The sequence below is a fragment of the Pseudomonas sp. ADAK2 genome (assembly GCF_012935755.1).
GTDB lineage: Bacteria > Pseudomonadota > Gammaproteobacteria > Pseudomonadales > Pseudomonadaceae > Aquipseudomonas.
Genome location: NZ_CP052862.1, coordinates 5,699,581 through 5,722,432, shown reverse-complemented (window position 1 = coordinate 5,722,432; position 22,852 = coordinate 5,699,581). Strand labels below are relative to the sequence as shown.

Here is a 22,852-nt window from a genome sequence, read left to right as displayed (position 1 = left end):
CATGGACTAATCTGCTCGGCGGGTGAGTCACTTCGATATCAGGGCGGCAAGGAGAGCGGTGATGGGCGACACATCGAGTATCGAGCCGGTGAAATTCAATCTGTCGGACTTCAACGAAGACCTGCTGCACACCATTATGGAACTGGTCAGCGACGGCATCTGGGACTGGAACGCCAACACCGGTTTCGTCTACCGCAACCCCGGTTGGTACGTGATGCTCGGCTACCCGCCGCACTCGCTGGACAACTCGGTGCTGACTTGGGAAACCGTGATGCATCCCGATGATTATCCGCGGGTCATGGCGTTGTTCGATGACTACCTGAGTCAACGCGCGCCCGGTTATCAGGCCGAATATCGCTGCCGTCGGCAGGATGGCACCTACACCTGGATCGAAGACCGCGGCTATATCCTGGCGCGCAATGCCGATGGTTCGGTGGCGCGGATGGTCGGCGCGCACCGCAGCATCGAAGACAAGAAACGCCTGCTCGAACAGCTGCAACGGCGCAATCACTCCCTCGAAGCCCTCGTCGAAGAACGGACCCGGGAGCTGTCGCGGGTCAATCAGCAGTTGCAAATCCAGCTCGAAGAAAACCGCAAACTGGCGGAAACCGATGCCCTGACCTCGGTCGCCAATCGCTATCGCCTGGAAAAGGCCCTGCCTCAGGAATGCGAGCGTTCCCAGCGATTTCGCCAGCCGCTGTCGCTGATCGCCATGGACATCGACGACTTCAAGACCATCAACGATCACTACGGCCACGCCCTGGGCGATGCGGCGTTGGTGCAAGTGGTCCACTGCCTGAAAAACAGTGTGCGCGACGGTGACGTGCTGGCCCGGTGGGGTGGCGACGAATTCATCATGATCCTGCCCAACACCTCGCTGGTCGATGCGCGCGGGATCGCGGAAACAATTCGCCAGGACCTGACGGGGTTGCTGCCCGTGGGAGACTTTCAAGTGACCCTGAGTTTTGGTGTGGTCCAGCGCTTTGACGAGGAACAACAGACCGGGCTGCTGGCCCGGGCCGATCAGGCGCTGTATCGGTCGAAGGTGATGGGCAAGAATGTGATTTCCGGATGAGCGCCGGTCTGCTTGTTCGCGATGTGCAGCCTTCGGAAGTCGAATCCGTGCGGCTGTTTCTTGGGCAGAATGGCTGGGCTCACCGTACCGGCTCGGCCGAACATTTCGCGCAACTGCTCGCCAACTCCCAACGCACGGCGCTCGCAGTGAAGGACTCGCGAATCGTCGGGTTTGCCCGAGGCATTACGGATGGGCTGTCCAACGGTTATCTGTCGATGGTGGTCGTGAGTGAGCAGCATCGACGTGGAGGTGTAGGTCGGGCGCTGGTTGAACATGTGATGGGAGGAAATTCCGACATCACCTGGGTACTGCGCGCAGGCCGGGAAGGTGCTTGGGCGTTCTTTTCCCGCCTGGGTTTTGAAGCCTCGACCATTGCGATGGAGCGTCCGCGTAGCCAGTAAGCAAACGTATACTCACTGAAAACAATCAACGCTAAGGATAGCCAATGACGTCCCCTCCCCTGTATCGCCGGGCCACACCGGACGATCTCCTGGCCATTTGCGAACTGGGCCAGCAACTCAACAGCCTCCACCACCGTGAACGCCCGGATATCTATGCGCCGGCCACTGAAGATTACGCGCGGGACAGCGGTCACTGGCAGCCGTACCTCGACAGCGAACATCAGGTGACCTTTCTCGCCGAGCAGGCTGGCAAGGCGATTGGCTTCATCACCGTGCAAGTCACTGCGTTCAACAGTCCGCTGGTTCAGCATCAACAGGTGGGCCGGGTGGGCTCGGTCTGTGTTGACGACGATGCTCGTGGCCAAGGTGTTGGGCGTGCAGTGATGGAGCGTGCTCAAGCCTGGGCCATCGAACAGGGCGCCACGGACCTTCGGTTGACCGTTTGGGCGTTCAACGCACCAGCCCTTCGTCTGTATGAAGAATTGGGTTATGAAATGCGCGCATTTGAGATGGGCAAGCGCTTATAACCCGGCCTTCACCAACACCGCTTTCTCCTGATACCGCTCCGGATACAGCTGCTTCAACTGCGCCACTTTCGGCATATCGTTGATCACGATGTACGGATACGTCGGGTGCTCGGTCAGGAAGTCCTGGTGATAGTCCTCTGCCGGATAGAAGCCGTTGTAGGTTTCCAACTTGGTGACGATGGGTTTGTTGAACGAATGTGCGGCGTCGAGCTGGGCGATGTAGGCCTGGGCGACGCGCGTCTGTTCAGGGTTGGCCGGGAAAATCGCCGAGCGATACTGGGTGCCGGTGTCAGGGCCCTGGCGGTTGAGTTCCGTGGGGTTGTGGGCCACCGAAAAATAGATTTGCAGCAAGGTGCCGTAGCTGACCTGGGTCGGATCGAAAGTGACTTCGACGGACTCGGCGTGCCCGGTATCCCCCTCGCTGACCTTCTCGTAGTCAGCGGTATTAGCCGCGCCTCCGGCATAACCGGACACGGCTTTCTTCACGCCCTTTACATGCTGGAACACACCCTGGACACCCCAGAAACAACCGCCGGCGAAGACGGCGGTTTCGCTGTGGGCCTGGGTGGTTTCGTCAAGGGTCGGCGCCGGGATAACCACGGCATCTTCAGAAGCACCGAACGAGAATGCCGAGCATTGGCCGATAACACTGGCCGCTGCCAGGCCCAGCAAGGTACGGCGCCAGGTGAGTGAGGTTTTCATGGGGCTGACTCCTTGGAAAATGGGATCGTTATCAACCAAACGTGAAGGCATACGCCGAGACACCCGGGTCGAGAAACTCGATGCTGAAGGTCCGGTCCGAGACATCGCCGGACTGGCGCACCAATTGATACAAACGTTGTTCAGTCACGCTGCCGCTGCCATCGGGCGCCACATCAGTGCCGTGGGCATCGCCCGGTGCCTTGCCGTCGATCAGCACTTTGAAGCGCACCGGTTTGCCGTCAGCGCCAGGGCCCAGCACCAGGTGCAAATCGCGAGCATGGAAGCGGTAGACGATGCGACTGGCTGGCGCGCTGGACGTGGCGCGTTCCGGGCCGACGTTCCATTGCCCGCCCAGGGTCCAGTCATTGAGGGTCAGCTGGGCTGGCGGGGTGTACGTCGCCACCTTGTCAGGCACCAGGCTGGTATCCGGTACGAAATGTTCCGCACGCTGGTAGCCGACATAGGTTTCCGGCGACAGCACTTCCTTCATGTCCGGGGCGAGTTGTACGCCTTCGGCGCTGGCATTGATCAGGCCGTCCGCCACCTTCGTCGCCCCTGCTTCACGCAGTAATTGCTGGATCACCCGCTCCGATTCGGCGTACTCGCCTTCGCCAAAGTGGTGATAACGGATGCGCCCCTGGGCGTCGGCAAAGTAATGCGCCGGCCAGTACTCGTTGTTGAACGCGCGCCAGATCTTGTAATCGTTATCGATGGCCACCGGGTAGTTGATGCCCAGGTCCTTCATGGCCTTGGTGACGTTGCCGACATTGCGTTCGAAGGCGAACTCCGGCGCATGCACGCCGATCACCACCAGGCCTTGATCGCGGTACTTCTCGGCCCAGGCTTTCACATACGGCAGCGTGCGCAGGCAGTTGATGCAGGAGTAGGTCCAGAAATCCACCAGCACGACTTTGCCCTTCAACGCCTCGGCGGTGAGTGGTGGTGAGTTGAGCCATTGCACGGCGCCGTCCAGCGGCGGGAGGTTGCCCTCGACAGGCAGTGTGCCGGGGGTTTTGTCCGCCACTTGCAGGGCACTGCCCGACGTCGGGTTGTTCGGTGATTTACCGGCCAGTCGCCCGACCAATGCCTGTTCGATGCCGCCGGTGGAAGCCGTCGACACCCGTGCCAGAATCCCGGTATCCAGACCCAAAGCGATGGCCGCCACACCGGCCAGCATCAGCGCGCCGAGCCCACGCCGCACCCATTCGCCAGCGCCGATCGAGCGTTTCATCGCCGCGAACACCTTACCGCCAAGAAGCAGCGCCACCGCCAGGGACGTTGCCGCACCGGCGGCGTACGCCAGCAGCAACAACGTGGTGCCGATGCTCGCCCCTTGCAGCGCCGCCCCCGTCAGCACCAACCCCAGAATCGGCCCGGCGCACGGTGCCCAGAGCAGGCCCGTGGCGACGCCGATCAGGAACGAAGCGCCGGGACGCGGCCGGGCATCGGCGCCCGCCACTTCCGACAACCGACTGCCGGCCGCGACCAACGGACGGGTCAGACGATCAGCCAGCTTGGGCAACAGCAGCGTCAATCCAAACAGCGCGACAAACACCAGCGCGAGCCAGCGACCGTATTGATTGAGCTGCACCACCCAGCCGCCGCCCACTGCCGCCAACGTGGCGACGAGCGCGAAAGTCATGGCCATCCCCACCAGCAGCGGCAAGCCACTTTTGACAAAAGGCTGCCCGGTGCGCGCAAAGACAAATGGCAGGACCGGCAGAATGCACGGGCTGACAATTGTCAGCACACCACCGAGGTAAGACAGAACCAGAAGCCACATAGCGTCGACCTGCATCAAATGAGAGAAAGTGAGTGCCCGCGGATCAAGCCGTCTGCGGCTCGAAGGTCATGGCCAGGCCATTCATGCAGTACCGCAGCCCCGTGGGTTTTGGCCCATCGTCGAAGACATGACCCAAGTGACCGCCGCAACGCCGACAGTGGACTTCTTCGCGCAACACGCCAAACGAGCGGTCTTGACGCGTGGCAACGGCCTTGTCCAGCGGCGCCCAGAAACTCGGCCAACCGGTGCGGCTGTCGAACTTGGTATCGGATGAAAACAACGGCAGGTCACACCCGGCGCAGGCAAACGTGCCCGCCCGATGCTCGTTGTTCAATGGGCTGCTATAGGCCCGCTCGGTGCCTTCTTCACGCAGGATTTCGTACTGTTCGGCGCTGAGGATGGCGTGCCATTCGCTGCCCGTGTGGGTCACCTCGAACACCTCAGCCGCATCAGCATCACTGAGCAACGCCGAACTCGCCGCAAATTTTGGCAATACACCGATCACCAGGGCTGCAGCCCCCAGCCCGCCGCTGGTTAAAAGAAATTGTCTGCGTGAAAACATGGCCGTCTCCAAAAATCCCAGGTACCTGTCATGGAACACAGCCTAGGCTTGGGTTGATCGCCAAATCCTCACGGGGAGTTAAACAATTCGTGATAACTCCGCCCGAGGAAAACCCGCACAATGTGCCCATTCGCAGCAAAGGATTGAGCTTCATGGAACAGACCAAACGTGTCCTGGTGGTCGAGGACGACCTGCATATCGCCGACCTTATCTGCCTGCATCTGCGCGATGAGCAGTTCGAGGTGGTGCATTGCGCCGACGGGGACGAAGGCATGCGTCTGTTGCAGCAAGGAAGCTGGGACGCGCTGATCCTCGACCTGATGCTGCCCGGTGTCGACGGCCTGGAAATCTGCCGCCGCGCCCGGGCCATGGCTCGCTACACACCGATCATCATCACCAGCGCCCGTTCCAGCGAATTGCACCGCATCCTCGGTCTGGAGCTGGGCGCAGACGATTACCTGGCCAAGCCGTTTTCCATGCTGGAGCTGGTGGCCCGGGTCAAGGCGCTGCTGCGACGGGTCGACGCCATGGCCCGCAACCTGAAAATGGACGCCGGCAGCCTGACCGTCGACGGCTTGTCCATCGACCCGATCACCCGCGACGTCTCCCTCGATGGCCGCCGCTTGGACCTCACGCCGCGGGAGTTCGACCTGCTGTATTTTTTCGCCCGCCAACCGGGCAAGGTTTTTTCGCGCATGGACCTGCTCAACGCTGTGTGGGGCTACACCCATGAAGGCTACGAGCACACGGTCAATACCCACATCAATCGCCTGCGGGCCAAGATCGAGAAGGACCCGGCGCAACCGGCGCGCATTCTCACGGTGTGGCGACGCGGTTACAAATTCGCCGCAGCGGAGGACCAGCCATGAGACTGACCCTGACGCAGCGCCTGTCCCTGGTGTTCGCCGTGTTGCTGCTGGTGTGTTGCGGCACCTCGGCGTGGATGCAGGTGCGCGCCAACCAGATGCATGAGTTGGAAGTGGTGCAAGGGCTGTCCCGGGACCTGGCCCAGCACATTGCCCGTGACACCGTGCTGATGGACGCCAAGGGCCTGATGCCCAACGCCGTGCGCGACCTGTTCGGCCAACTGATGCTGGTCAACCCGAGCGTCGAGGTTTATCTGCTGGACACTCAGGGGCGGATTGTCGGCAGTGCCGCGCCGGAGGGACGGATACGCCGCAATCAGGTCGATCTGCAGCCGATCCAGCATTTGCTCAAGGGTGACGCGCTGCCGATTCTTGGCGATGACCCGCGTAGCGTCGATGGCCGCAAGGTGTTCAGCGCCGCGCCGTTGCAGGTCGACGGCAAACCGGCTGGCTACCTGTATGTGGTGTTGCTCAGTGAAGAACACGATCGCTTCGCCGAACGCGGTGCGACCAGCGCCGCGCTGAATACGGCGCTGCTGTCCATCGGCCTGGTGGCGCTGTTATGCCTGATTGCCGGCCTCACGGCGTTTGCCCTTATCACCCGACCGCTACGGCGCTTGACCGAGACCGTCAGCCAGTTCGACATTGACGGCATCCCGGTCACACCACCCACGGCAGTCCCGGTGGAAAAAGCCGCCAGCCACGATGAAATTGCCGTCCTCGACGCCGCGTTCCGGCAGATGCAAACCCGTCTCAGCGAACAATGGCGCTCGCTGACCCGCCAGGACCAGGAACGCCGCGAACTGGTGGCGAACATCTCCCACGACCTGCGCACGCCGCTCGCTTCGCTGCACGGTTATCTGGAAACCCTGTCGCTCAAGGACGCGACACTGTCCTCCGCCGACCGCCGACGCTATCTGGGCATCGCCCTTGATCAAAGCCGCAAAGTCGGTGGCCTGGCGCAATCGCTGTTGGAACTGGTGCGGCTGGAACACGGGTTTGTGCAACCGGTGCTCGAGCGTTTCTCCGTGACCGACCTGGTGCAGGACATCTTCCAGAAATTCGAACTCACCGCCGAAGCGCGCCAGGTGGAACTCAAGGCCACCTTCGCCCCCAACGTTTCCGCCGCCTGCGCCGACCTCGGGCTGATCGAACGGGTGCTGACCAACCTGTTCGACAACGCCCTGCGCCATACACCCCAGGGCGGTGAAATCGAACTCAGCCTGCGACCTCAAGGTTCTTTCGTCGAAGTGACCATCAGCGACACCGGACCCGGCATCGCCGCCGAACTGCGCGAAGGTTTGTTCCTGCGGCCATTCAACATTGGCGGCGCACGGCGCGATGGTGGGCTGGGGTTGCGGATCGTGCATCGGATCCTGCAACTGCATGGCCGCGACATCCAGTTGATCGATATTCCGGGACGCGGCGCAACCTTCCGCTTCACGTTGCCCGTGGATGAGCAAACGGCCGAGCAAATGGTGGTTCGTTCGATGAATCTGAACTCGCCGGGTTAATATCCCGGCACTCAATTTCGGCAAGGATGCTGCGTCATGTTGAACGCCCTGCAAAACACCCCGCTGTGGGTTTACGTGGTATTTCTGCTGCTGTGCTACGACGGCATCAAAACCCTGTCCCCAACTCGAGAAAGCAAAACTTCATTGCTGATCACGCCGGCGATTCTGCTCGCTTGGTCGCTGTATTCTCTGAATCTGACGCTCAATCCACCGTTGTCGCTGACTTGCTGGTTGATCGCGGTCTTGATCGGCAGCCTCGCTGCGCTGTTGATTTTCTCGCGCAAGGGCATCGAGCTGGATGATCCGGAAACCGGGCTGATCCTGCCGGGTTCGTTCAAGGCACTGACGCTCTACCTCATGTTTTTTGCCGTGAACTATTACTTCGGCTATCAGGCCGAGGTGCAGCCAGAACTGTCGGTGACGCTGCAGATGGTGTTGTTCAAGGCGTGTACGTCAGGCTTTGTCAGCGGGTTGTTCTGTGGGCGGACGATCAAGCTATACCGTGTGTTTCGATCATTGACGCAAAAGTCTTTGGCCCGCTCGCCTGTTGGGTCGTGACAACACGGCGCGGGTCCAATAGATTAGGCGGCCTGAAAAGGCCCAGCGCTTTCTCGTCTCAACTCAAGTTAAAAGAAGTAGTGAAATTTCAATGTCCGATTCCAATACCGCTGAATCCGTAGTCACCTTGTCGTCCAAAGCGGAATACGAAAACTCCATCAATCTTTCACAGCATGTGCCCCAGGCCAAGACCATCAGCGAGATGGTGCTGGACGCTTTCCAGTCCACTCGCGAAAGCGACCAGATCCGCGAGCTGCGCGCCGCGATCCGCCACGCTCACGACAGCTTCGACGACGATAAAGCCTACGAACTGATGGGCGAACTCAAGCAGCTCAAGGACGCCGAGGCGTCCGACATTGCCGCCCTCGAAGACCTGAGCAGCAAATTCCCGATCAGCCGCATCCTGTCCAGCTTCAAGGACGACCCGGCGTTTCAGGAAATCGTCTACGGCCTGGCGCTGAAGGTGCTCAACCAGACCCATCAAGCCATCAGCAACCCGGGCAGCGGCAAGAGCAAGACCGCTCGGGCGAAGAAAGAAGTCGAAGTGTTCACCATCAGCAAGGATGGCGTGAATGTCACCCTGCCGTTGCGCACACCACGCTCACGCCTGAACGTTGACCGCGAAGCCCTGGAGTTCCTCGGTTTCACCTTTGTGGGTGAAGGTGAGGAAGCGGAGCTGGAAAGCGAAACGTTCCTGGACAACGCCGGGACTGAACAAGCGGTCAACCGCAAGAACATCATCACCGCGCTGCAGCAACAAACCGCGTTCGAGGGTTACAGCATCACCGCGCAGTAATACAACCTGGCGGTACGGCAAAACCGAAGCCCCGCGCTGACGCTCAGCGCGGGGCTTTTTGTTGCCCGGATCAGCGGCGTTACAACGCGGGAGGACGTAGAGCAACCATCATATCCAGCTCCACAGCCGCGTTTTTCGGCAGTTGATAAACCCCGATCGTCACTCGTGTATGTTTCCCGGCATCACCCAACACATGCCTGAACACATCCGATGCGCCATCGGCCACTTCGCTCAGCTCAACAAAGTCCGCTGTCGACTTTATGTGCACCGTGATGCGCAACAGCGACTTGATTTTATCCAGCGAACCGATGGTTTCGACAATCAATGCCAGGCCACGCATCGCACAAATGCTGGCGGCGACTTGTGCATCGGCCAGGGTCAATTCAAGGCCCACTCTGCCGGGGTACTGAACCTTGCCATGCTTAAGCGCAATCAACCCGCTGACATACAGTTCATTGTTGTGCCGAACCAGTGGCTCGAAATGCCAACCGGTGGTGCTTTCGCCGTAAATGTCGTAGTCAAGTTCAGTTGCCAGGGCGATGAAGCGTTCATCGCACGTCATGTGGTCAGTCATTTCCCCCCACCTACCCCTTTTACCTATCCATTAGTAATCCAACTTCTGACAGATTAGCCCAAGGTGGGTCTTCACCACGCCCCTGAATGAAAAAGCCCCGCGCTTCTTGCAAAGGCGGGGCGTTTTAACCGCTGATTTCATTTACAGCGTCTTGGGTTGCAAGGCGACGATCATATCCACTTCTACCGGGGCGTTTTTCGGCAGTTGATAAACACCGACGGTCGTTCGGGTATGTTTACCGGCATCGCCCAGCACATGGGTAAAGACATCCGATGCACCGTTGGCCACTTCACTGAGATCAACGAAATCAAAGGTGGATTTGACATAGACCGTGATGCGAATCAGTGACTTGATGTTATCCAGTGAACCGACGGCATCCATGATCAGCGCCAGTGCGCGGATGGCGCTGATGCTGGTGGCGGCCTGGGCGTCCGCGAGGTTGAGTTCCAGTCCCACTCGGCCGGGGTACTGAATTTTGCCGTTCATTCGCGGCACCAGGCCACTGACGTAGAGTTCATCGCCATGGCGGATCAGCGGGGAGTAATGGCCGCCGACGGTGTTCTCGTCGTAGATGTCGAAGCCGTGCTCCCTGGCCAGCTCGATAAAGCGTTCGTCGCGGGTGGTTGGCTTGTTCATTGACTGCACCTTCTTGATCATTCAGGCAAACACGCCGTCGAGGGTAAGCACAGTCGCTTGCCTTGAGCAGGGCAAGTTCGGATAGAATCCAGCGAACTTTACTGCCAGGGAGACCAGTAAAATGCAGGCTCAACGCGCCGTGATTGCCGCCATTGAGTTCCAGCCGGGCGTGCCGCTGGTGCAGCAGATCGTTGATCAATTGTCCGTCGCCATCAGCCAGGGCGGGCTGCCCCACGGCGCCAAGCTGCCGCCGATCCGCGAACTGGCCGAGCTGTTGAGTGTGGGCAAGTCCACGGTGGTCGACGCCCTCGATCACCTGCGCGCCAAGGGTCTGGTGGTGTCACGCCAGGGCTCCGGGCATTACGTGCACCGTTCCAGCACGACCATCCCGATCGAATCCGGCCCGGACTTGCAGCCCCAGGACACCCTCAGCGTCGTACGCCGTGCCGTGCTGGTGGATAACGGCGCCCTGCGCCCCGGTTGCGGGTTCCTGCCCTCTTCCTGGCTGCCTGCCGAAGAACTGCTCAAAGCCGTGCGCGGCACCCTGCGCGCCACCGCCCTGCGCATGGGCGAATACGGTGTGGTGGGCGGTTACCTGCCGCTGCGCCAGGCGTTGCGGGTCAAGCTGTCGACCTTCGGCATCGAAGTGCCGGTGGAACAGATCATCACCACCTCCAACACCATGCAGGCCATCGACCTGCTGATGCGCCTGTTGATCAAACCCGGCGACACGGTGATGCTCGACGATCCGTGCTACTTCAACCTGCACACCAACCTCGCGCTGCATGGCGCCAGGGTCATCACCATCCGCCGGGATTGCGACGGCCTGGACCTCAATACCTTCGAGCAACAGGTGATCGCCCACAAACCCGTGCTCTACATGACCAACAGCACACTGCACAACCCGACCGGACACTCGTTCTCCCCGGCCCAGGCTTATCGTTTGCTGGAGTTGAGCCATCGGCATGGTTTCCACATTGTCGAAGACGATTTGTATGGCGACCTGCAGCAACGCCGGACACCGCGCCTGGCGGCGAGCGGGTTGGACAATGTGAGTTACGTGTCCGGGTTCTCCAAGACATTGACCGCCAATAGTCGGGTCAGCTATGCCGTGTTATCGCCGCAATTGGCGGCACGGCTGATCACCGTGAAAATGGCCTGCGGTGGCGTGACTTCGGAGTTTGCGGAGCAGATTACCTGCACCATGCTCAGCAATGGCAGCTATGCCAAGCATGTGCGGCGCACGGTGGATCGGTTGTATGAATCAAGCAGTCGGGTGGCGCGCTGGTTGGTCGAGGCCGGATGTTCGGTGTCATCCCTGCCCGGTGAAGGCCTGTTTATCTGGACGCGTTTACCCGATGGGGTGCACGCCGAAACACTGGCGCGCAAAGGCCTGGAAAACGACCTCGTCCTCGCTCCTGGCACCTTGCTCAGCAAAGCGCCTGACGCCAGCCATTTTTTGCGATTCAACGTGGCGCATAGCGATCAACCTCAGGTGCGTGAGCGATTCTTCCGCCTGCTCGACACACCTCACAAATAATCGATCGCACTTTCCATACGGACTGCGCCTGGCTGGCATTTGCTGACATCAACTCCCGTCCTGAACGAAAAGCGCCGCTCTTCTCTCGAAGGCAGGGCTCTTGTCACGCAGCCTGCTTTCAGGAAATCGTGGAACGCTGCTCAGCCTCATAATGCCGAGTCTGAAATGGCATGAGGGTTTGAGCCTTTAAGCCAAGGCCTTCACTTAACCCCCAGGAATCGGCAAGTTCATCACGACGAAGGCGAAGTGGAGTAACTGCTTGAAGCTTCACATCTTGCTTGGAAGTCGTGTACGCAAAAAGCTCCAGCACGTTGAAGGTTTCCAGCACGCGGCTATCAGACACACACGCAAAACGGGTGAAACGCTCGAGCAAGTAGCCTGCACGACGAACCTCGATCTCAGCAGAGTGACGACTCAAAAATGCTGTGACTTCACTTTCAAGATTCGCGTTCGAGTACCAAACAGCCTTGGCCGCACTGACAAGCGCAGCATCATCTGCCTGATTCAAAGGGCTTTTGACCAGCGTGTCCAAAGCGGCTGAGAGGACGTGGCCGTTACGGGACTTCGTCATCTGCATTCTCCAGATAATCTTGCAAAATATTGTCGAGGACTGAGGTTGGTGGCTCTTTGTTGCCAACCTATACATCAATCGCCTGCAATGCCAGTCGACGAAGTTCTGTGGTCAGTATGAAACCACTCCTGAGAAGCGCCTTGATATCGCCGATGTCCTGATCCGTAGCCCTACCCAATTTCCTATCGCCAAAGCAGGAGACAACATCTACCGCCCACTCGTACCTAGTGCAGCTGAGTTTTCTCACTTTGAACATCCTGATTCCTTTTCCAACGCGATACTTTATCGCTTGGTAATCCAACGCGTCCTTGCCTGAAGCCCTATGATTTTTAGTGCAGCCCTATCGGAGTTCGACGCGTCCTGAACAGTACCGTTTTGTCGCGTTATCTTGCCTTCACGCTGAGCTTTCATTTCGGCCACGCCCAACATCAACTCTTCAAATAAATTTCGTTTTTTCATAACACTCCGATTTTGTAACGAAGGCCTCAAAGCGGGGGAAACATCCATCCTTGTTGATAGGAAGCCAAATGTGCCATGGAGCATCCATTCACTACAATTAAGTGCTCGGTGAACCGTACCTGGCTGATTAGGCGATGGCGCTAGGACATTTCCCAAATCCCAGACAGCGCTTTCCTAAAGGACTTGGTCCATCGCTGTCGGTGATGGTTATGAGTGAGGAGATTTTAATGGAGTTGTTCAGTTACAAGATGACCCATGACACAGGGTTCGCGCCTAACCCCTTTGGCCATACGCTCACGCTGGCTACCTGCAAGCCATCGATTCGTCTGCATAAGCGCGTGGGGCAGTGGATCGCCGGGTTCACTTCGGTGACATTGAACCGTGACCCTGTAGGTGAAGAGCGATTGGTTTACTTGATGCGGATTGGCGAGAAATGCCATGTGCGCGATTACTTCAGCGATCCTCGCTTTCAAGACAAGGTTCCGGGTTCTCATCTAAATGACCCTATCGCCAAAGCAGGAGACAACATCTACTGCCCACTCGTACCTGGCGCAGCTGAGTTTTCTCACTTTGAACAGCTAAAGAATGAGAACCACTGGGCAGATTGCGGACCAAGTAGAACTCATTTGGAGGAAGACATCTCCGGCCAATACGTGTTGGTAGCAGATGTGTTTTATTACTTTGGTTCTTGCCCATTAAGCATCCATGACTTCTGCCGGCCTCAAATACCGAAGGGTCAGGCAAACCATGGGTACCTAACGCAATCAGAGCAGGCGGAACGTTTCATTCGGTTCGTTCAAGACAACTACAAGCCCGGAATACAGTGCAGCCCCACCAAGTGGCGGTCATGCGAAGCGATTGAAAAATCTTTCGACACAGGGAAGTCTTACGGCTCATGTTGATGAAGATCACCGGAACAAGGCCAATAAAAAACCCCACTCTCCTCTCAAAGGGCGGGGCTTTTCGTACAGCAGCTAAACCTTACGGCGCATAAGTCAGCAACAGCTCACTCGGCACTTTGAAGTCCAGCGACATCATTACGCTCAACGCGGTAATGGTGAAGATCGAGAACACGAACAGCTTGCGTGCCCAGACCGTGTCATCCACTGCCTTGTAGCCGGTCCAGGCCATGTACAACCAGTACATGCCCATGGCCGCGGCGACGGCGAGGTAGCTCATGCCGGCGTAGCCGCTGAAGGTCAGCATCAAGGTCGCGATCAGGAAGGCCAGGATGTAGAGCAGGATGTGCTTCTTCGCTACTTGAATCCCGCGCTTCACTGGCAACACCGGAATCGATGCGGCCAGGTAATCGTTGAAGCGGAAGATCGCGATGGCGTAGGAATGCGGCATCTGCCACAGGCTGAACATCACCAGCAGGGTCAGCGCGGCCATGTCGAAGCTGTTGGTCACGGCGACGTAGCCGATCACCGGTGGCATCGCGCCCGACAGACTGCCCACCAGCGTGCCGTGAACCGACTTGCGCTTGAGGTACAGGCTGTAGAAGCCGACGTAGATGACAAAACCGATCACCGCGAACAGCGCGGCCAACGGGTTGGCCACCTTGTACAACAGTGCAACGCCGGCGATACCCAGGACGGTCGCGTAGATCAGGGCCAGTTTCAGGGAGATCAAGCCCTGGACCAGCACCCGGTTCTTGGTGCGTTCCATCTTCAGGTCGATGTCGCGGTCGATGCAGTTGTTGAACACGCAACCGGAAGCCACCACCAGGGACGTGCCGATCATGGCGGCCAGGAAGATGGCCAGATCGACATGCCCTTTCGAGGCCAGGAAAAATCCGCCCGCCACAGAAAGCACGTTACCGAAAATGATCCCCGGTTTGGTGATTTGGATAAAGTGCTTAAAGGACATCCGGACTTTCCTCAGTGCGCCATCATGACGGTGTGGATGCTGAACATGATCCACAGCGACAAGCCAACCAGCAGGACGATCACCATCGCAGCGAACACAAACGCAATCACGTTGTTACGCTGGGCGGCGGAGCGGTCCAGGTGGAGGAAGTACACCAGGTGAACCAGCACCTGGATCACGGCGAAGGCCAGTACGATCCACAGCGTCCAGACTTTCGGCAGCGATGGGTACATCACCAGGCCGAACGGAATGATCGTCAGGATCACCGACAGGATGAAGCCGATGGCGTAGGACTTTACGCTGCCATGACCGGCGTCGTGGCTATCGTGGGAATGTGCATTAGCCATTACAGGGTCCCCATCAGGTAAACAACGGTGAATACGCAGATCCAGACCACGTCCAGGAAGTGCCAGAACAGGCTCAGGCAGCTCAGGCGGGTCTTGTTGGTCGACGTCAGGCCGTGCTTGTTGACCTGATACATCATGATCGCCATCCAGATCAGGCCGCTGGTCACGTGCAGACCGTGGGTGCCGACCAGGGTGAAGAACCCGGACAGGAAGCCGCTGCGGCTAGGGCCGTAGCCTTCGGAGATCAGCATGTGGAACTCGTTGATCTCCATGCCGATGAAGCCCAGGCCGAACAGGAAGGTGATGGCCAACCAGCCCAACACTGCCTTCTTGTTGCCCTTGAACAACGCCAGCATGGCGAAGCCGTAGGTGATCGAGCTGAGCAACAGGCAGGCGGTTTCGCCCAGCACGTAGGGCAGCTCGAAGATGTCGTGGCCCGACGGGCCACCCGCTACGTTGTTAACCAGTACCGCGTACACCGCGAAGATCGACGCAAACAAAATGCAGTCGGTCATCAGGTAGAGCCAGAAACCGAATACGGTCATCTCGCCCGAGTCGTGGTGATGGTCATCGTGCCCATGTCCATCGACATGGACGTGTCCAGCATTGGTCACTAAGTTCGACATGGTTTAAGCCTGTTCCAACGAGGTTTCAACACGGGTGGCGCCAGCCGGGATTTTCCCTGCTGCTACCAGACGCTTGTGCTGCTCGGCTTCGATGCGCTCGATCACGTCGACCGGCACCATATAGCCCTGGTCATCACGGGCAGCATGGATTACGAAGTAGATCACGGTACCGGCGAGGCCGAAGATGGCCATCCACCAGATGTGCCAGATCATGGCGAAACCGAACACGGTCAACAGAGCACCCATGACCAGGCCGGTCGCGGTGTTGTTTGGCATGTGGATCGGCTCGTACTTGGCCGGAGTCTGGTACGCAGTACCGTTTTCCTTGGCTTCAGTGAACGGGTCGATGCCTGGGGCTTTCGGCAGTACGGCGAAGTTGTAGAACGGCGGTGGCGACGAGGTCGACCATTCCAGCGTGTGGGCATTCCACGGATCGCCGTGTTCGCACATGTTCTCTGGCTTCTTGCGGTCACGCACACTGACGTACAGCTGGATCAACTGGCAGGCGATACCGACAGCGATCATCACCGCGCCGAACATGGCGACGTGCAGGTAAGGCACCCACTCAGGGTTGGTGGTGGCGTTCAGACGACGGGTCATGCCCATGAAGCCCAGTGCATAGAGCGGCATGAACGCGACGAAGAAGCCCGAGATCCAGAACCAGAACGCTGCCTTGCCCCAACCTTCGTGCAGCTTGAAGCCGAACGCTTTAGGGAAGAAGAAAGCGAAACCAGCGATGTAGCCGAATACTGCGCCGCCGATGATCACGTTGTGGAAGTGAGCGATCACGAACAGGCTGTTGTGCAGCACGAAGTCAGCACCCGGGATGGCCAGCAGTACGCCGGTCATGCCGCCGATGGCGAAGGTCACCATGAAGCCCAGGGTCCAGAGCACCTGGCTGGTGAACTGCAGGCGTCCGCGGTAGATGGTGAACAGCCAGTTGAATAGCTTCACCCCCGTCGGAATCGAGATCAGCATCGTCGCCAGCCCGAAGAAGGCGTTGACGCTCGCACCCGACCCCATGGTGAAGAAGTGGTGCAGCCAGACCATGAAGCCCAGGATCGAGATCGCGCCCGAGGCGTAGATCATCGAGTGGTGGCCGAACAGACGCTTGCCGGAGAAGGTCGAGATGACTTCGGAGAAGACCCCGAACGCCGGCAGAATCAGGATGTAAACCTCGGGGTGACCCCAGGCCCAGAACAGGTTGACGTACATCATTGGATTGCCACCAAGTTCATTGGTGAAAATGTGGAAATCCATGTAACGGTCAAGCGTCAGCAGTGCCAGGGTAGCGGTCAGAATCGGGAACGAAGCGACGATCAATACGTTGGCCCAGGTGCAGGTCCAGGTGAAGATCGGCATGTCCATCATCTTCATGCCCGGGGTACGCATTTTCAGCACGGTGGCCAGGAAGTTGACCCCCGTCAGTGTCGTACCTAGCCCGGACAGTTGTAATGCCCAGATGTAGTAGTCCACACCAACGCCCGGGCTATAACCCAGTTCCGACAGCGGTGGATACGCAACCCAACCGGTACGGGCGAATTCGCCGACACCCAGGGACACGTTTACCAGCACAACGCCGGACACCAGCAGCCAGAAGCTCAAGGAGTTCAGGAACGGGTAGGCAACGTCACGGGCGCCGATCTGCAGCGGCACTGCAAGGTTCATCAGGCCGGTGAAGAATGGCATCGCCATGAAGATGATCATGATCACACCGTGAGCGGTGAAGATCTGGTCATAGTGTTCAGGTGGCAGGTAGCCAGGCGAGCCCTCGGTGGCCAGGGCCAGCTGGGAACGCATCATGATGGCGTCGGCAAAACCGCGCAGCAGCATGATCATGGCGACGATGATGTACATCACGCCGATTTTCTTGTGGTCGACCGACGTCAGCCACTCGGTCCACAGGTAGGTCCACTTCTTGAAATAGGTGATCAGCCCGAATACCGCCAGACCACCGAGCGCGATCATGGCGATGGTAATCATCACGATCGGTTCGTGGAACGGGACCGCTTCCCAACTTAATTTACCAAACATCGTTTACTCCTCTGCCCCGGCAGCTGAATGCGAACTCATGTCCATCCCTTCCATGGCGGCCATTTCGTGCTCTTTTTTCTCGTGATGCATTGGCTGGCCCGGTTTCATGCCTTCGTACTTGTCGACGATGATCTGGAACAGGTTTGGCGTGAACGAGGAGTAGAGCTCGACTGGGTTGTTCTGGCTTGGTTTGGAAAGGGCTTCGTATTCAGCTTTTTCCAGCTGTTTAGGTGCCTTCTTGACATCACTGACCCAGGCATCGAAATCCGCCTGGGAAGTGGCGATAGCTTTGAACTTCATGCCGGTGAAACCCGCGCCGCTGTAGTTGGCGGAGATACCGTCGAATTCAGCGTTCTGGTTGGCAATCAGGTGCAGCTTGGTTTCCATGCCCGCCATCGCGTAGATCTGGCCACCCAGGCCCGGGATGAAGAACGAGTTCATCACGGTGTCAGAGGTGATTTTGAAATTGATGGGCGTGTTGGCCGGGAACACCAGTTTGTTAACGGTGGCGATGCCTTGTTCCGGGTAGATGAACAGCCACTTCCAGTCCATGGAGACCACCTCAACGGTGATCGGCTTGACGTCGGATTCCAGCGGCTTGTAAGGGTCCAGGGCGTGGGTCGAAATGTAGGTCACGTAACCCAGGGCAATGATGATCAGGACTGGAACAGCCCACACCGCGATTTCGATCTTGGTGGAGTGCGACCACTTTGGCGCGTACACCGCGTTCGGGTTGGAAGCGCGATATTTCCAGGCGAACAGGAACGTCATGACGATGACCGGCACAACGACCAACAGCATCAGCAGCGTTGCGGTGATGATCAGGTTTCGCTCATCCAGGCCGACCTGGCCCTTGGGGTCGAGCAAGGTCATGTTGCAGCCTGACAGCAACAACGTGCCGAGCAGCGGCAATAAGCCTAGTAGTCTGGGGTACCTGTTTTTACTCATCTCACGACCTCTAAAGCAGCTTGCGCAATGCAGTTGGGTTTTGATCGCCAACACTTCACCCTGCCAAGGGTTGGCATTTTTCTTGGATTGAATAAGGGCTGCCCGTCGCGCGTCAGACGCTGTTCGACAAATCCTGGGCTAGCGGTGAGTTCTTATTCGAATTCGTGGTCAAAGGCCTTGTTACAGACCAATTCCATTTGGTGCGGATAGTCGGAAAGGCACCGACACCTGGGAGTCGCATAAAGCCGTCAGGCCTTTCGACGCCCTATCTGCTCAGTAGAGAGCAGCGCCGGGAATTCAGTGCGGGCGATTGTAGATACGTCGCGACGCATAAACCATGTCTCATCCCGAAATAATTTTTATCCATTCCAGCAACAATCATTAACGGATTTTGCAAAAGTTCGGCATGGTATCGAAATTAATTCTCAACAAAAACACCAAAATTTGTGGGGCTACCACCCTCGGTTCAGACAGCCTTCATGGCGCGTGGCCATCCGCCAGGGCCACCAAAGCCCCGGTCAGCAAGGGGTCTGGCGATTCGCCGGCGCTTGTTAAAACTGCCTGTTACACCATTGAGATGAACAAATGGGCTGAGGCTAAAATCGACTCAAATCGTTGCGTAGCTATGCACCGATTCCGCGCCTTGAAATGAGTTGCGACACTCCAGCTGTGACAACATGTCGCACACGTTGCGCACCCTTCGCTGTCGCACATCACGATCTGTTTACTTGCGCTCTGAAATGCAAAACGCCCCGGCCCTCTCAACGAGGACCGGGGCGTTTTTTGTTTGCTGCCGCGGGTTAGCGCAAGGCCTTGCGGTTACGCGAGACCAGCAGCGGCACCAGCACCACCACGAGTACAAACGACACCAACGCCCACTGCGCCAGCGACAGGCCGAGGATCGGCGGGTACGGCGTGTCGCAGAAGCCATCGACCTGGAAGCCCAGCGGGAAGATCTTCGCCAGCGGCAGGCCATCGACGATCGGTTGCAGCACATCAACGCCGCAGCTCACCGCCGGGTAGAACTGCGTATAGACGTGATGCCCGGCCACCGCGACGCCACCAAGCGCGCAGATCACCACCAGCACCTCGAACACCGTGAGGCTGCGACGGGTGCGCATGGCCGCGCCGATGAAGGCGAAGATGGCGATCAGCAGCAACGCATAACGTTGCAGGATGCACAGCGGGCACGGTGCTTCTTCCAGCACCACCTGCATGTACAGCGCGCCGCCGATCAGTGCCAGGCAGATGATGCCCAGCAACACCAGGTAACGCCGCTCACGGCCCAATCGCATCGTTTCGTCACTCATCGCGTTTCCCTTCTGAATATCAATTGCCGGAAGTCTACACGCAGACCATGGCCGTTGAGAGCCTGGCGCGCGCCGGTAGCTGTCGGGGAATAGACGATAGGCTGGTTAAGGAGGGATTAAGTCACGGCTCAAGATCGAGGTGGAGCAAGGCTTGCCCGCGATTGAAGCGACGCGGTGAGACCGACTCACCGCGCCTACTGATTACTCCAGAGCAGAAGCCGGCCCAAAGAACTCATAACGGCTTTGCTTCTCCGGCACACCCAACGCTTTCAAATGACGCTTGATCGCCGCCATAAAGCCTTTAGGCCCCAGGAAATAAGCATCCAGGTCCCGCTGCTGCGGCAACCAGGCGCCCAACTGCTCCTGGCTCAACAACCCGACCTTGTCCGCCGCCGGGCTCACGCCGTCATCTTCGGCGTAGCAATAGAAGCGCTTGAGTTGCGGATGACGCTCGGCCAAGCCGTCAATCCAGTCACGGAACGCGTGGACGCTGCCGTTACGCGCGCAGTGGATAAAGTGCACCGGCCGTTCGGTGGCCAGCGCCGCTTCAAGCATGGCGATGGTCGGGGTGATGCCGACGCCGCCACTGATCAGCACCAATGGTTTGTCGCTGGCGGTCAGGGTGAACTCCCCCGACGGTGGGAACAACTGAATGGTCGCGCCGACATGCAGTTGATCGTGCAAGTGGTTGGAGGCGCGGCCACCGGCTTCGCGCTTGACGCTGATACGGTACTGGCCGTTGTCCGACAGGGACGACAACGAGTAATTACGACGAATCTCTTCGCCATCAAGGATCAGCTTCATACCGATGTACTGGCCCGGCTCGGCGGCGAGGATCGGGCCTTTGTCGGCCGGTTCGAAGTAGAACGAGATGATTTCCGCGCTTTCCTCGACCTTGGCCACGACGATGAAGTCCCGCGCCCCGCGCCAGCCGCCGGGTGCCTGTTCTTTCTGGTCGTAGATGCTGGTTTCCGCGCCGATCAGGATGTCGGCCAATTGGTTGTAGGCCGCACCCCAGGCACCGATGACTTCCGGCGTGGCGATCTCTTCGCCCAGCACTTCGGCGATGGCGCGCAGCAGGCAGGTGCCGACAATCGGGTAATGTTCCGGGAGGATTTGCAGGGCCACGTGCTTGTTAATGATCTTGGCCACCAGATCGCCCAATTGGTCGAGCTGATCGATGTGACGTGCGTACATCAACACGCCATTGGCCAGGGCCCGGGGCTGATCACCGCTGGCCTGGTGGGCCTGGTTGAACAGCGGGCGGACTTCCGGGTATTCGGAGAGCATCATGCGATAGAAGTGAGTGATCAGCGCTTCGCCACCGCTTTCCAGCAACGGCACGGTGGATTTGACGATGGCACGGTCTTGAACGCTAAGCATTAGGGCGACTCCTGAGCTTTTATGTGATTACCCTAGGCTTATCAGTTTCCATGCCAACAATTTAAACCATAAAAATCAACAACTTAAATACTACGTAGTCATATCGACACTGACTGCTTTATAGTCATCTCGACTACACGGAGTCACTATGACTGCAAAATCACTGCTCACCGCCCTGCTGCCCCTGGTCTCCGACCTGTCCCGCGAATTGCCCGAAGGTGAGCGCTATCGGCGCCTGCTCGAAGCCATGCGCGCCCTGCTGCCCTGCGATGCCGCCGCCCTGCTGCGCCTCGACGGTGAATGGCTGGTGCCGCTGGCCGTCGACGGTTTGAGCACCGACACACTCGGCCGACGCTTCAAAGTCAGTGAACACCCGCGCTTCGAAGCGTTGCTCAGCAGCCCGGGCCCGACCCGCTTCGCCGCCGACAGCGACTTGCCCGATCCTTATGACGGGTTGGTCGATGGCTTGGATGAGCACCTGGAAGTCCACGATTGCATGGGCTGCCCATTGTTTATCGATGAACGCCCGTGGGGCCTGCTGACCCTCGATGCGCTGGACCCGGAGCGCTTCGAGCCGATCGAACTCGACGCCCTGCAAGCCTTCGCCAGCCTCGCCGCCGCCACCGTCAACGCCGCCGAGCGCATTCAGCGACTGGCCAATCGCGCCGAAGACGAACACCAGCGCGCCGAGGTTTACCGTCAGGCCAGCGGCCAGCAGAACCGCGAGATGATCGGCCAGAGCAAGGCCCACAAACGCCTAGTAGAAGAAATCAGCCTGGTGGGCGGCAGCGACCTGACCGTGCTGATCACCGGGGAAACCGGGGTCGGCAAGGAACTGGTGGCCCAGGCGATTCACGCCGCCTCCGGGCGCGCCGACAAACCGATCATCAGCCTCAACTGCGCCGCCCTGCCGGACACTTTGGTGGAAAGCGAACTGTTCGGCCATGTCCGTGGCGCGTTCACCGGCGCGACCAGCGACCGGCGCGGCAAGTTCGAACTGGCCAATGGCGGCACGCTGTTTCTCGATGAAGTCGGCGAACTGTCCCTGACCGTGCAGGCCAAGTTGCTGCGGGTGCTGCAAAGCGGCCAGTTGCAGCGCCTGGGTTCGGATAAAGAGCATCAAGTGGACGTGCGGCTGATCGCGGCGACCAACCGTGACCTGGCCGAGGAAGTACGCAGTGGCCGCTATCGCGCCGACTTCTACCATCGCCTGAGCGTTTATCCGCTGCTGGTCCCGGCGCTGCGGGATCGCGGGCGCGATGTGTTGCTGCTCAGCGGCTTTTTCCTGGAACAGAACCGTTCACGCATGGGCCTCAATAGTCTGCGCTTGAACAGCGATGCCCAGGCAGCGCTGCTCGCGTATCAGTGGCCGGGGAACGTGCGGGAGCTGGAGCACTTGATTGGCCGTAGCGCATTAAAAGCGTTGGGCAACTGCAAGGAGCGGCCGAAGATTCTCAGTTTGAGCGCCGCTGATCTGGATTTGCCCCACGGCAGTGTTGAAGTGCCTGCCGAGCAACCGGCGGTCAGCCCTGTGGCTTTAGTCTCGGGTGACTTACGGGTCGCGACCGAGGATTATCAGCGGCAACTGATCAACGCTTGTCTGGAACGCCACCACCACAATTGGGCGAGCGCGGCCCGTGAGCTAGGCTTGGATCGGGCAAACCTGGGGCGGATGGCCAAGCGGTTGGGGATGAAATAACCCGCACCCTGTAGCAGCTGCCGAAGGCTGCGTTCGAGGACGAAGTCCTCGCCACCCGGGCAAAACGCAGTA

At 58.8% G+C, this 22,852-nt stretch carries 23 protein-coding genes; 10 read left to right on the top strand and 13 right to left on the bottom strand.

Going from position 1 to position 22,852, the window contains the following annotated elements:
- Positions 1-61 precede the first annotated feature (61 nt).
- Genes HKK52_RS26350 through HKK52_RS26340 form a run of 3 tightly spaced genes read left to right on the top strand, consistent with a single transcriptional unit; the run spans position 62 to position 2,003 of the window.
- The gene (locus HKK52_RS26350; protein WP_169373184.1) at positions 62-1,075 is read left to right on the top strand and encodes a sensor domain-containing diguanylate cyclase; all 1,014 of its coding nucleotides are present in this window, start codon (positions 62-64) and stop codon (positions 1,073-1,075) included.
- Complete coding sequence (locus tag HKK52_RS26345) at positions 1,072-1,476, top strand: GNAT family N-acetyltransferase (protein WP_169373183.1); 405 nt, start codon at positions 1,072-1,074, stop codon at positions 1,474-1,476. Before HKK52_RS26350 ends, HKK52_RS26345 begins: the two co-directional genes overlap by 4 nt.
- A gap of 44 nt (positions 1,477-1,520) precedes the next feature.
- Positions 1,521-2,003 carry a GNAT family N-acetyltransferase gene (locus HKK52_RS26340; RefSeq protein WP_169373182.1) on the top strand — a complete coding sequence of 161 codons (483 nt, stop codon included), beginning with the start codon at positions 1,521-1,523 and terminating at the stop codon, positions 2,001-2,003.
- On the opposite strand, the gene msrA is transcribed toward HKK52_RS26340, so the two are convergent.
- From msrA to msrB, 3 genes are read right to left on the bottom strand one after another with little or no spacing between them, the layout of a single operon-like run.
- A complete protein-coding gene (gene msrA, locus HKK52_RS26335; RefSeq protein ID WP_169373181.1) occupies positions 1,998-2,705 on the bottom strand; it encodes a peptide-methionine (S)-S-oxide reductase MsrA in 708 nt (235 codons plus the stop codon). The genes HKK52_RS26340 and msrA overlap by 6 nt on opposite strands.
- Positions 2,706-2,736: 31 nt before the next feature.
- Complete coding sequence (locus HKK52_RS26330) at positions 2,737-4,488, bottom strand: cytochrome c biogenesis protein DipZ (protein ID WP_169373180.1); 1,752 nt, start codon at positions 4,486-4,488, stop codon at positions 2,737-2,739.
- Positions 4,489-4,531: 43 nt separating this feature from the next.
- The gene (gene msrB, locus HKK52_RS26325; protein ID WP_169373179.1) at positions 4,532-5,050 is read right to left on the bottom strand and encodes a peptide-methionine (R)-S-oxide reductase MsrB; all 519 of its coding nucleotides are present in this window, start codon (positions 5,048-5,050) and stop codon (positions 4,532-4,534) included.
- A gap of 152 nt (positions 5,051-5,202) precedes the next feature.
- Here msrB and HKK52_RS26320 point away from each other — a divergent pair, with 152 nt between their 5' ends.
- The 4 genes from HKK52_RS26320 (at position 5,203) to HKK52_RS26305 (ending at position 8,784) form a co-directional block, all read left to right on the top strand.
- Positions 5,203-5,919, top strand: a complete 717-nt coding sequence (locus HKK52_RS26320; protein WP_169373178.1) for a response regulator transcription factor — start codon at positions 5,203-5,205, stop codon at positions 5,917-5,919.
- Positions 5,916-7,430: a sensor histidine kinase gene (locus HKK52_RS26315; RefSeq protein ID WP_169373177.1), complete on the top strand. Its 1,515-nt coding sequence runs from the start codon at positions 5,916-5,918 to the stop codon at positions 7,428-7,430. Before HKK52_RS26320 ends, HKK52_RS26315 begins: the two co-directional genes overlap by 4 nt.
- Before the next feature lie 36 nt (positions 7,431-7,466).
- Positions 7,467-7,988 (top strand): DUF6622 family protein, encoded by a 522-nt coding sequence (locus tag HKK52_RS26310; protein ID WP_169373176.1) that lies wholly within the window; start codon positions 7,467-7,469, stop codon positions 7,986-7,988.
- A gap of 91 nt (positions 7,989-8,079) precedes the next feature.
- Positions 8,080-8,784, top strand: coding sequence for a hypothetical protein (locus tag HKK52_RS26305; RefSeq protein ID WP_169373175.1), 705 nt, complete (start codon positions 8,080-8,082; stop codon positions 8,782-8,784).
- Positions 8,785-8,863: 79 nt separating this feature from the next.
- Here the strand turns inward: HKK52_RS26305 and HKK52_RS26300 are convergent, their stop codons facing one another.
- Entirely contained in the window at positions 8,864-9,358 is a 495-nt protein-coding gene (locus HKK52_RS26300; protein ID WP_169373174.1) for a RidA family protein, read from the bottom strand.
- 141 nt (positions 9,359-9,499) lie between these two features.
- The gene (locus tag HKK52_RS26295) at positions 9,500-9,994 is read right to left on the bottom strand and encodes a RidA family protein (RefSeq protein WP_169373173.1); all 495 of its coding nucleotides are present in this window, start codon (positions 9,992-9,994) and stop codon (positions 9,500-9,502) included.
- 121 nt (positions 9,995-10,115) lie between these two features.
- Between HKK52_RS26295 and HKK52_RS26290 the strand changes: the two genes are divergently transcribed.
- Positions 10,116-11,534 carry an aminotransferase-like domain-containing protein gene (locus tag HKK52_RS26290; protein WP_169373172.1) on the top strand — a complete coding sequence of 473 codons (1,419 nt, stop codon included), beginning with the start codon at positions 10,116-10,118 and terminating at the stop codon, positions 11,532-11,534.
- 118 nt (positions 11,535-11,652) lie between these two features.
- Here the strand turns inward: HKK52_RS26290 and HKK52_RS26285 are convergent, their stop codons facing one another.
- Positions 11,653-12,105: a hypothetical protein gene (locus tag HKK52_RS26285; protein ID WP_169373171.1), complete on the bottom strand. Its 453-nt coding sequence runs from the start codon at positions 12,103-12,105 to the stop codon at positions 11,653-11,655.
- 668 nt (positions 12,106-12,773) lie between these two features.
- Here HKK52_RS26285 and HKK52_RS26280 point away from each other — a divergent pair.
- Entirely contained in the window at positions 12,774-13,466 is a 693-nt protein-coding gene (locus HKK52_RS26280) for a hypothetical protein (RefSeq protein ID WP_237150607.1), read from the top strand.
- 79 nt (positions 13,467-13,545) lie between these two features.
- Here HKK52_RS26280 and cyoE read toward each other — a convergent pair whose 3' ends face one another.
- From cyoE to hmpA, 7 genes are all read right to left on the bottom strand, one after another.
- On the bottom strand, positions 13,546-14,433 hold the full coding sequence (gene cyoE / locus HKK52_RS26275) for a heme o synthase (RefSeq protein ID WP_149658140.1): 888 nt from the start codon (positions 14,431-14,433) through the stop codon (positions 13,546-13,548).
- A gap of 11 nt (positions 14,434-14,444) precedes the next feature.
- Positions 14,445-14,780, bottom strand: a complete 336-nt coding sequence (gene cyoD / locus HKK52_RS26270; protein WP_054045505.1) for a cytochrome o ubiquinol oxidase subunit IV — start codon at positions 14,778-14,780, stop codon at positions 14,445-14,447.
- Entirely contained in the window at positions 14,780-15,406 is a 627-nt protein-coding gene (locus HKK52_RS26265) for a cytochrome o ubiquinol oxidase subunit III (protein WP_169373170.1), read from the bottom strand. The genes cyoD and HKK52_RS26265 overlap by 1 nt, the downstream gene beginning before the upstream one ends.
- 3 nt (positions 15,407-15,409) lie before the next feature.
- Positions 15,410-17,440 carry a cytochrome o ubiquinol oxidase subunit I gene (gene cyoB / locus HKK52_RS26260; protein WP_169373169.1) on the bottom strand — a complete coding sequence of 677 codons (2,031 nt, stop codon included), beginning with the start codon at positions 17,438-17,440 and terminating at the stop codon, positions 15,410-15,412.
- 3 nt (positions 17,441-17,443) lie between these two features.
- Entirely contained in the window at positions 17,444-18,388 is a 945-nt protein-coding gene (cyoA, locus tag HKK52_RS26255; protein ID WP_149658142.1) for a ubiquinol oxidase subunit II, read from the bottom strand.
- An 800-nt stretch (positions 18,389-19,188) separates the two neighbouring features.
- Positions 19,189-19,698: a disulfide bond formation protein B gene (locus HKK52_RS26250; RefSeq protein WP_169373168.1), complete on the bottom strand. Its 510-nt coding sequence runs from the start codon at positions 19,696-19,698 to the stop codon at positions 19,189-19,191.
- Between the two features lie 201 nt (positions 19,699-19,899).
- The gene (gene hmpA / locus HKK52_RS26245; RefSeq protein ID WP_169373167.1) at positions 19,900-21,081 is read right to left on the bottom strand and encodes an NO-inducible flavohemoprotein; all 1,182 of its coding nucleotides are present in this window, start codon (positions 21,079-21,081) and stop codon (positions 19,900-19,902) included.
- 148 nt (positions 21,082-21,229) lie between these two features.
- Here hmpA and norR point away from each other — a divergent pair, with 148 nt between their 5' ends.
- The gene (gene norR, locus HKK52_RS26240; RefSeq protein WP_169373166.1) at positions 21,230-22,780 is read left to right on the top strand and encodes a nitric oxide reductase transcriptional regulator NorR; all 1,551 of its coding nucleotides are present in this window, start codon (positions 21,230-21,232) and stop codon (positions 22,778-22,780) included.
- The last annotated feature ends 72 nt before the right edge of the window (positions 22,781-22,852 follow it).

Coding starts and splice junctions, on each gene's coding strand:
- HKK52_RS26350 (WP_169373184.1), top strand. CDS start 62: ATGGGCGACACATCGAGTATCGAGCCGGTGAAATTCAATCTGTCGGAC.
- HKK52_RS26345 (WP_169373183.1), top strand. CDS start 1,072: ATGAGCGCCGGTCTGCTTGTTCGCGATGTGCAGCCTTCGGAAGTCGAA.
- HKK52_RS26340 (WP_169373182.1), top strand. CDS start 1,521: ATGACGTCCCCTCCCCTGTATCGCCGGGCCACACCGGACGATCTCCTG.
- msrA (WP_169373181.1), bottom strand. CDS start 2,705: ATGAAAACCTCACTCACCTGGCGCCGTACCTTGCTGGGCCTGGCAGCG.
- HKK52_RS26330 (WP_169373180.1), bottom strand. CDS start 4,488: ATGTGGCTTCTGGTTCTGTCTTACCTCGGTGGTGTGCTGACAATTGTC.
- msrB (WP_169373179.1), bottom strand. CDS start 5,050: ATGTTTTCACGCAGACAATTTCTTTTAACCAGCGGCGGGCTGGGGGCT.
- HKK52_RS26320 (WP_169373178.1), top strand. CDS start 5,203: ATGGAACAGACCAAACGTGTCCTGGTGGTCGAGGACGACCTGCATATC.
- HKK52_RS26315 (WP_169373177.1), top strand. CDS start 5,916: ATGAGACTGACCCTGACGCAGCGCCTGTCCCTGGTGTTCGCCGTGTTG.
- HKK52_RS26310 (WP_169373176.1), top strand. CDS start 7,467: ATGTTGAACGCCCTGCAAAACACCCCGCTGTGGGTTTACGTGGTATTT.
- HKK52_RS26305 (WP_169373175.1), top strand. CDS start 8,080: ATGTCCGATTCCAATACCGCTGAATCCGTAGTCACCTTGTCGTCCAAA.
- HKK52_RS26300 (WP_169373174.1), bottom strand. CDS start 9,358: ATGACTGACCACATGACGTGCGATGAACGCTTCATCGCCCTGGCAACT.
- HKK52_RS26295 (WP_169373173.1), bottom strand. CDS start 9,994: ATGAACAAGCCAACCACCCGCGACGAACGCTTTATCGAGCTGGCCAGG.
- HKK52_RS26290 (WP_169373172.1), top strand. CDS start 10,116: ATGCAGGCTCAACGCGCCGTGATTGCCGCCATTGAGTTCCAGCCGGGC.
- HKK52_RS26285 (WP_169373171.1), bottom strand. CDS start 12,105: ATGACGAAGTCCCGTAACGGCCACGTCCTCTCAGCCGCTTTGGACACG.
- HKK52_RS26280 (WP_237150607.1), top strand. CDS start 12,774: ATGAGTGAGGAGATTTTAATGGAGTTGTTCAGTTACAAGATGACCCAT.
- cyoE (WP_149658140.1), bottom strand. CDS start 14,433: ATGTCCTTTAAGCACTTTATCCAAATCACCAAACCGGGGATCATTTTC.
- cyoD (WP_054045505.1), bottom strand. CDS start 14,780: ATGGCTAATGCACATTCCCACGATAGCCACGACGCCGGTCATGGCAGC.
- HKK52_RS26265 (WP_169373170.1), bottom strand. CDS start 15,406: ATGTCGAACTTAGTGACCAATGCTGGACACGTCCATGTCGATGGACAT.
- cyoB (WP_169373169.1), bottom strand. CDS start 17,440: ATGTTTGGTAAATTAAGTTGGGAAGCGGTCCCGTTCCACGAACCGATC.
- cyoA (WP_149658142.1), bottom strand. CDS start 18,388: ATGAGTAAAAACAGGTACCCCAGACTACTAGGCTTATTGCCGCTGCTC.
- HKK52_RS26250 (WP_169373168.1), bottom strand. CDS start 19,698: ATGAGTGACGAAACGATGCGATTGGGCCGTGAGCGGCGTTACCTGGTG.
- hmpA (WP_169373167.1), bottom strand. CDS start 21,081: ATGCTTAGCGTTCAAGACCGTGCCATCGTCAAATCCACCGTGCCGTTG.
- norR (WP_169373166.1), top strand. CDS start 21,230: ATGACTGCAAAATCACTGCTCACCGCCCTGCTGCCCCTGGTCTCCGAC.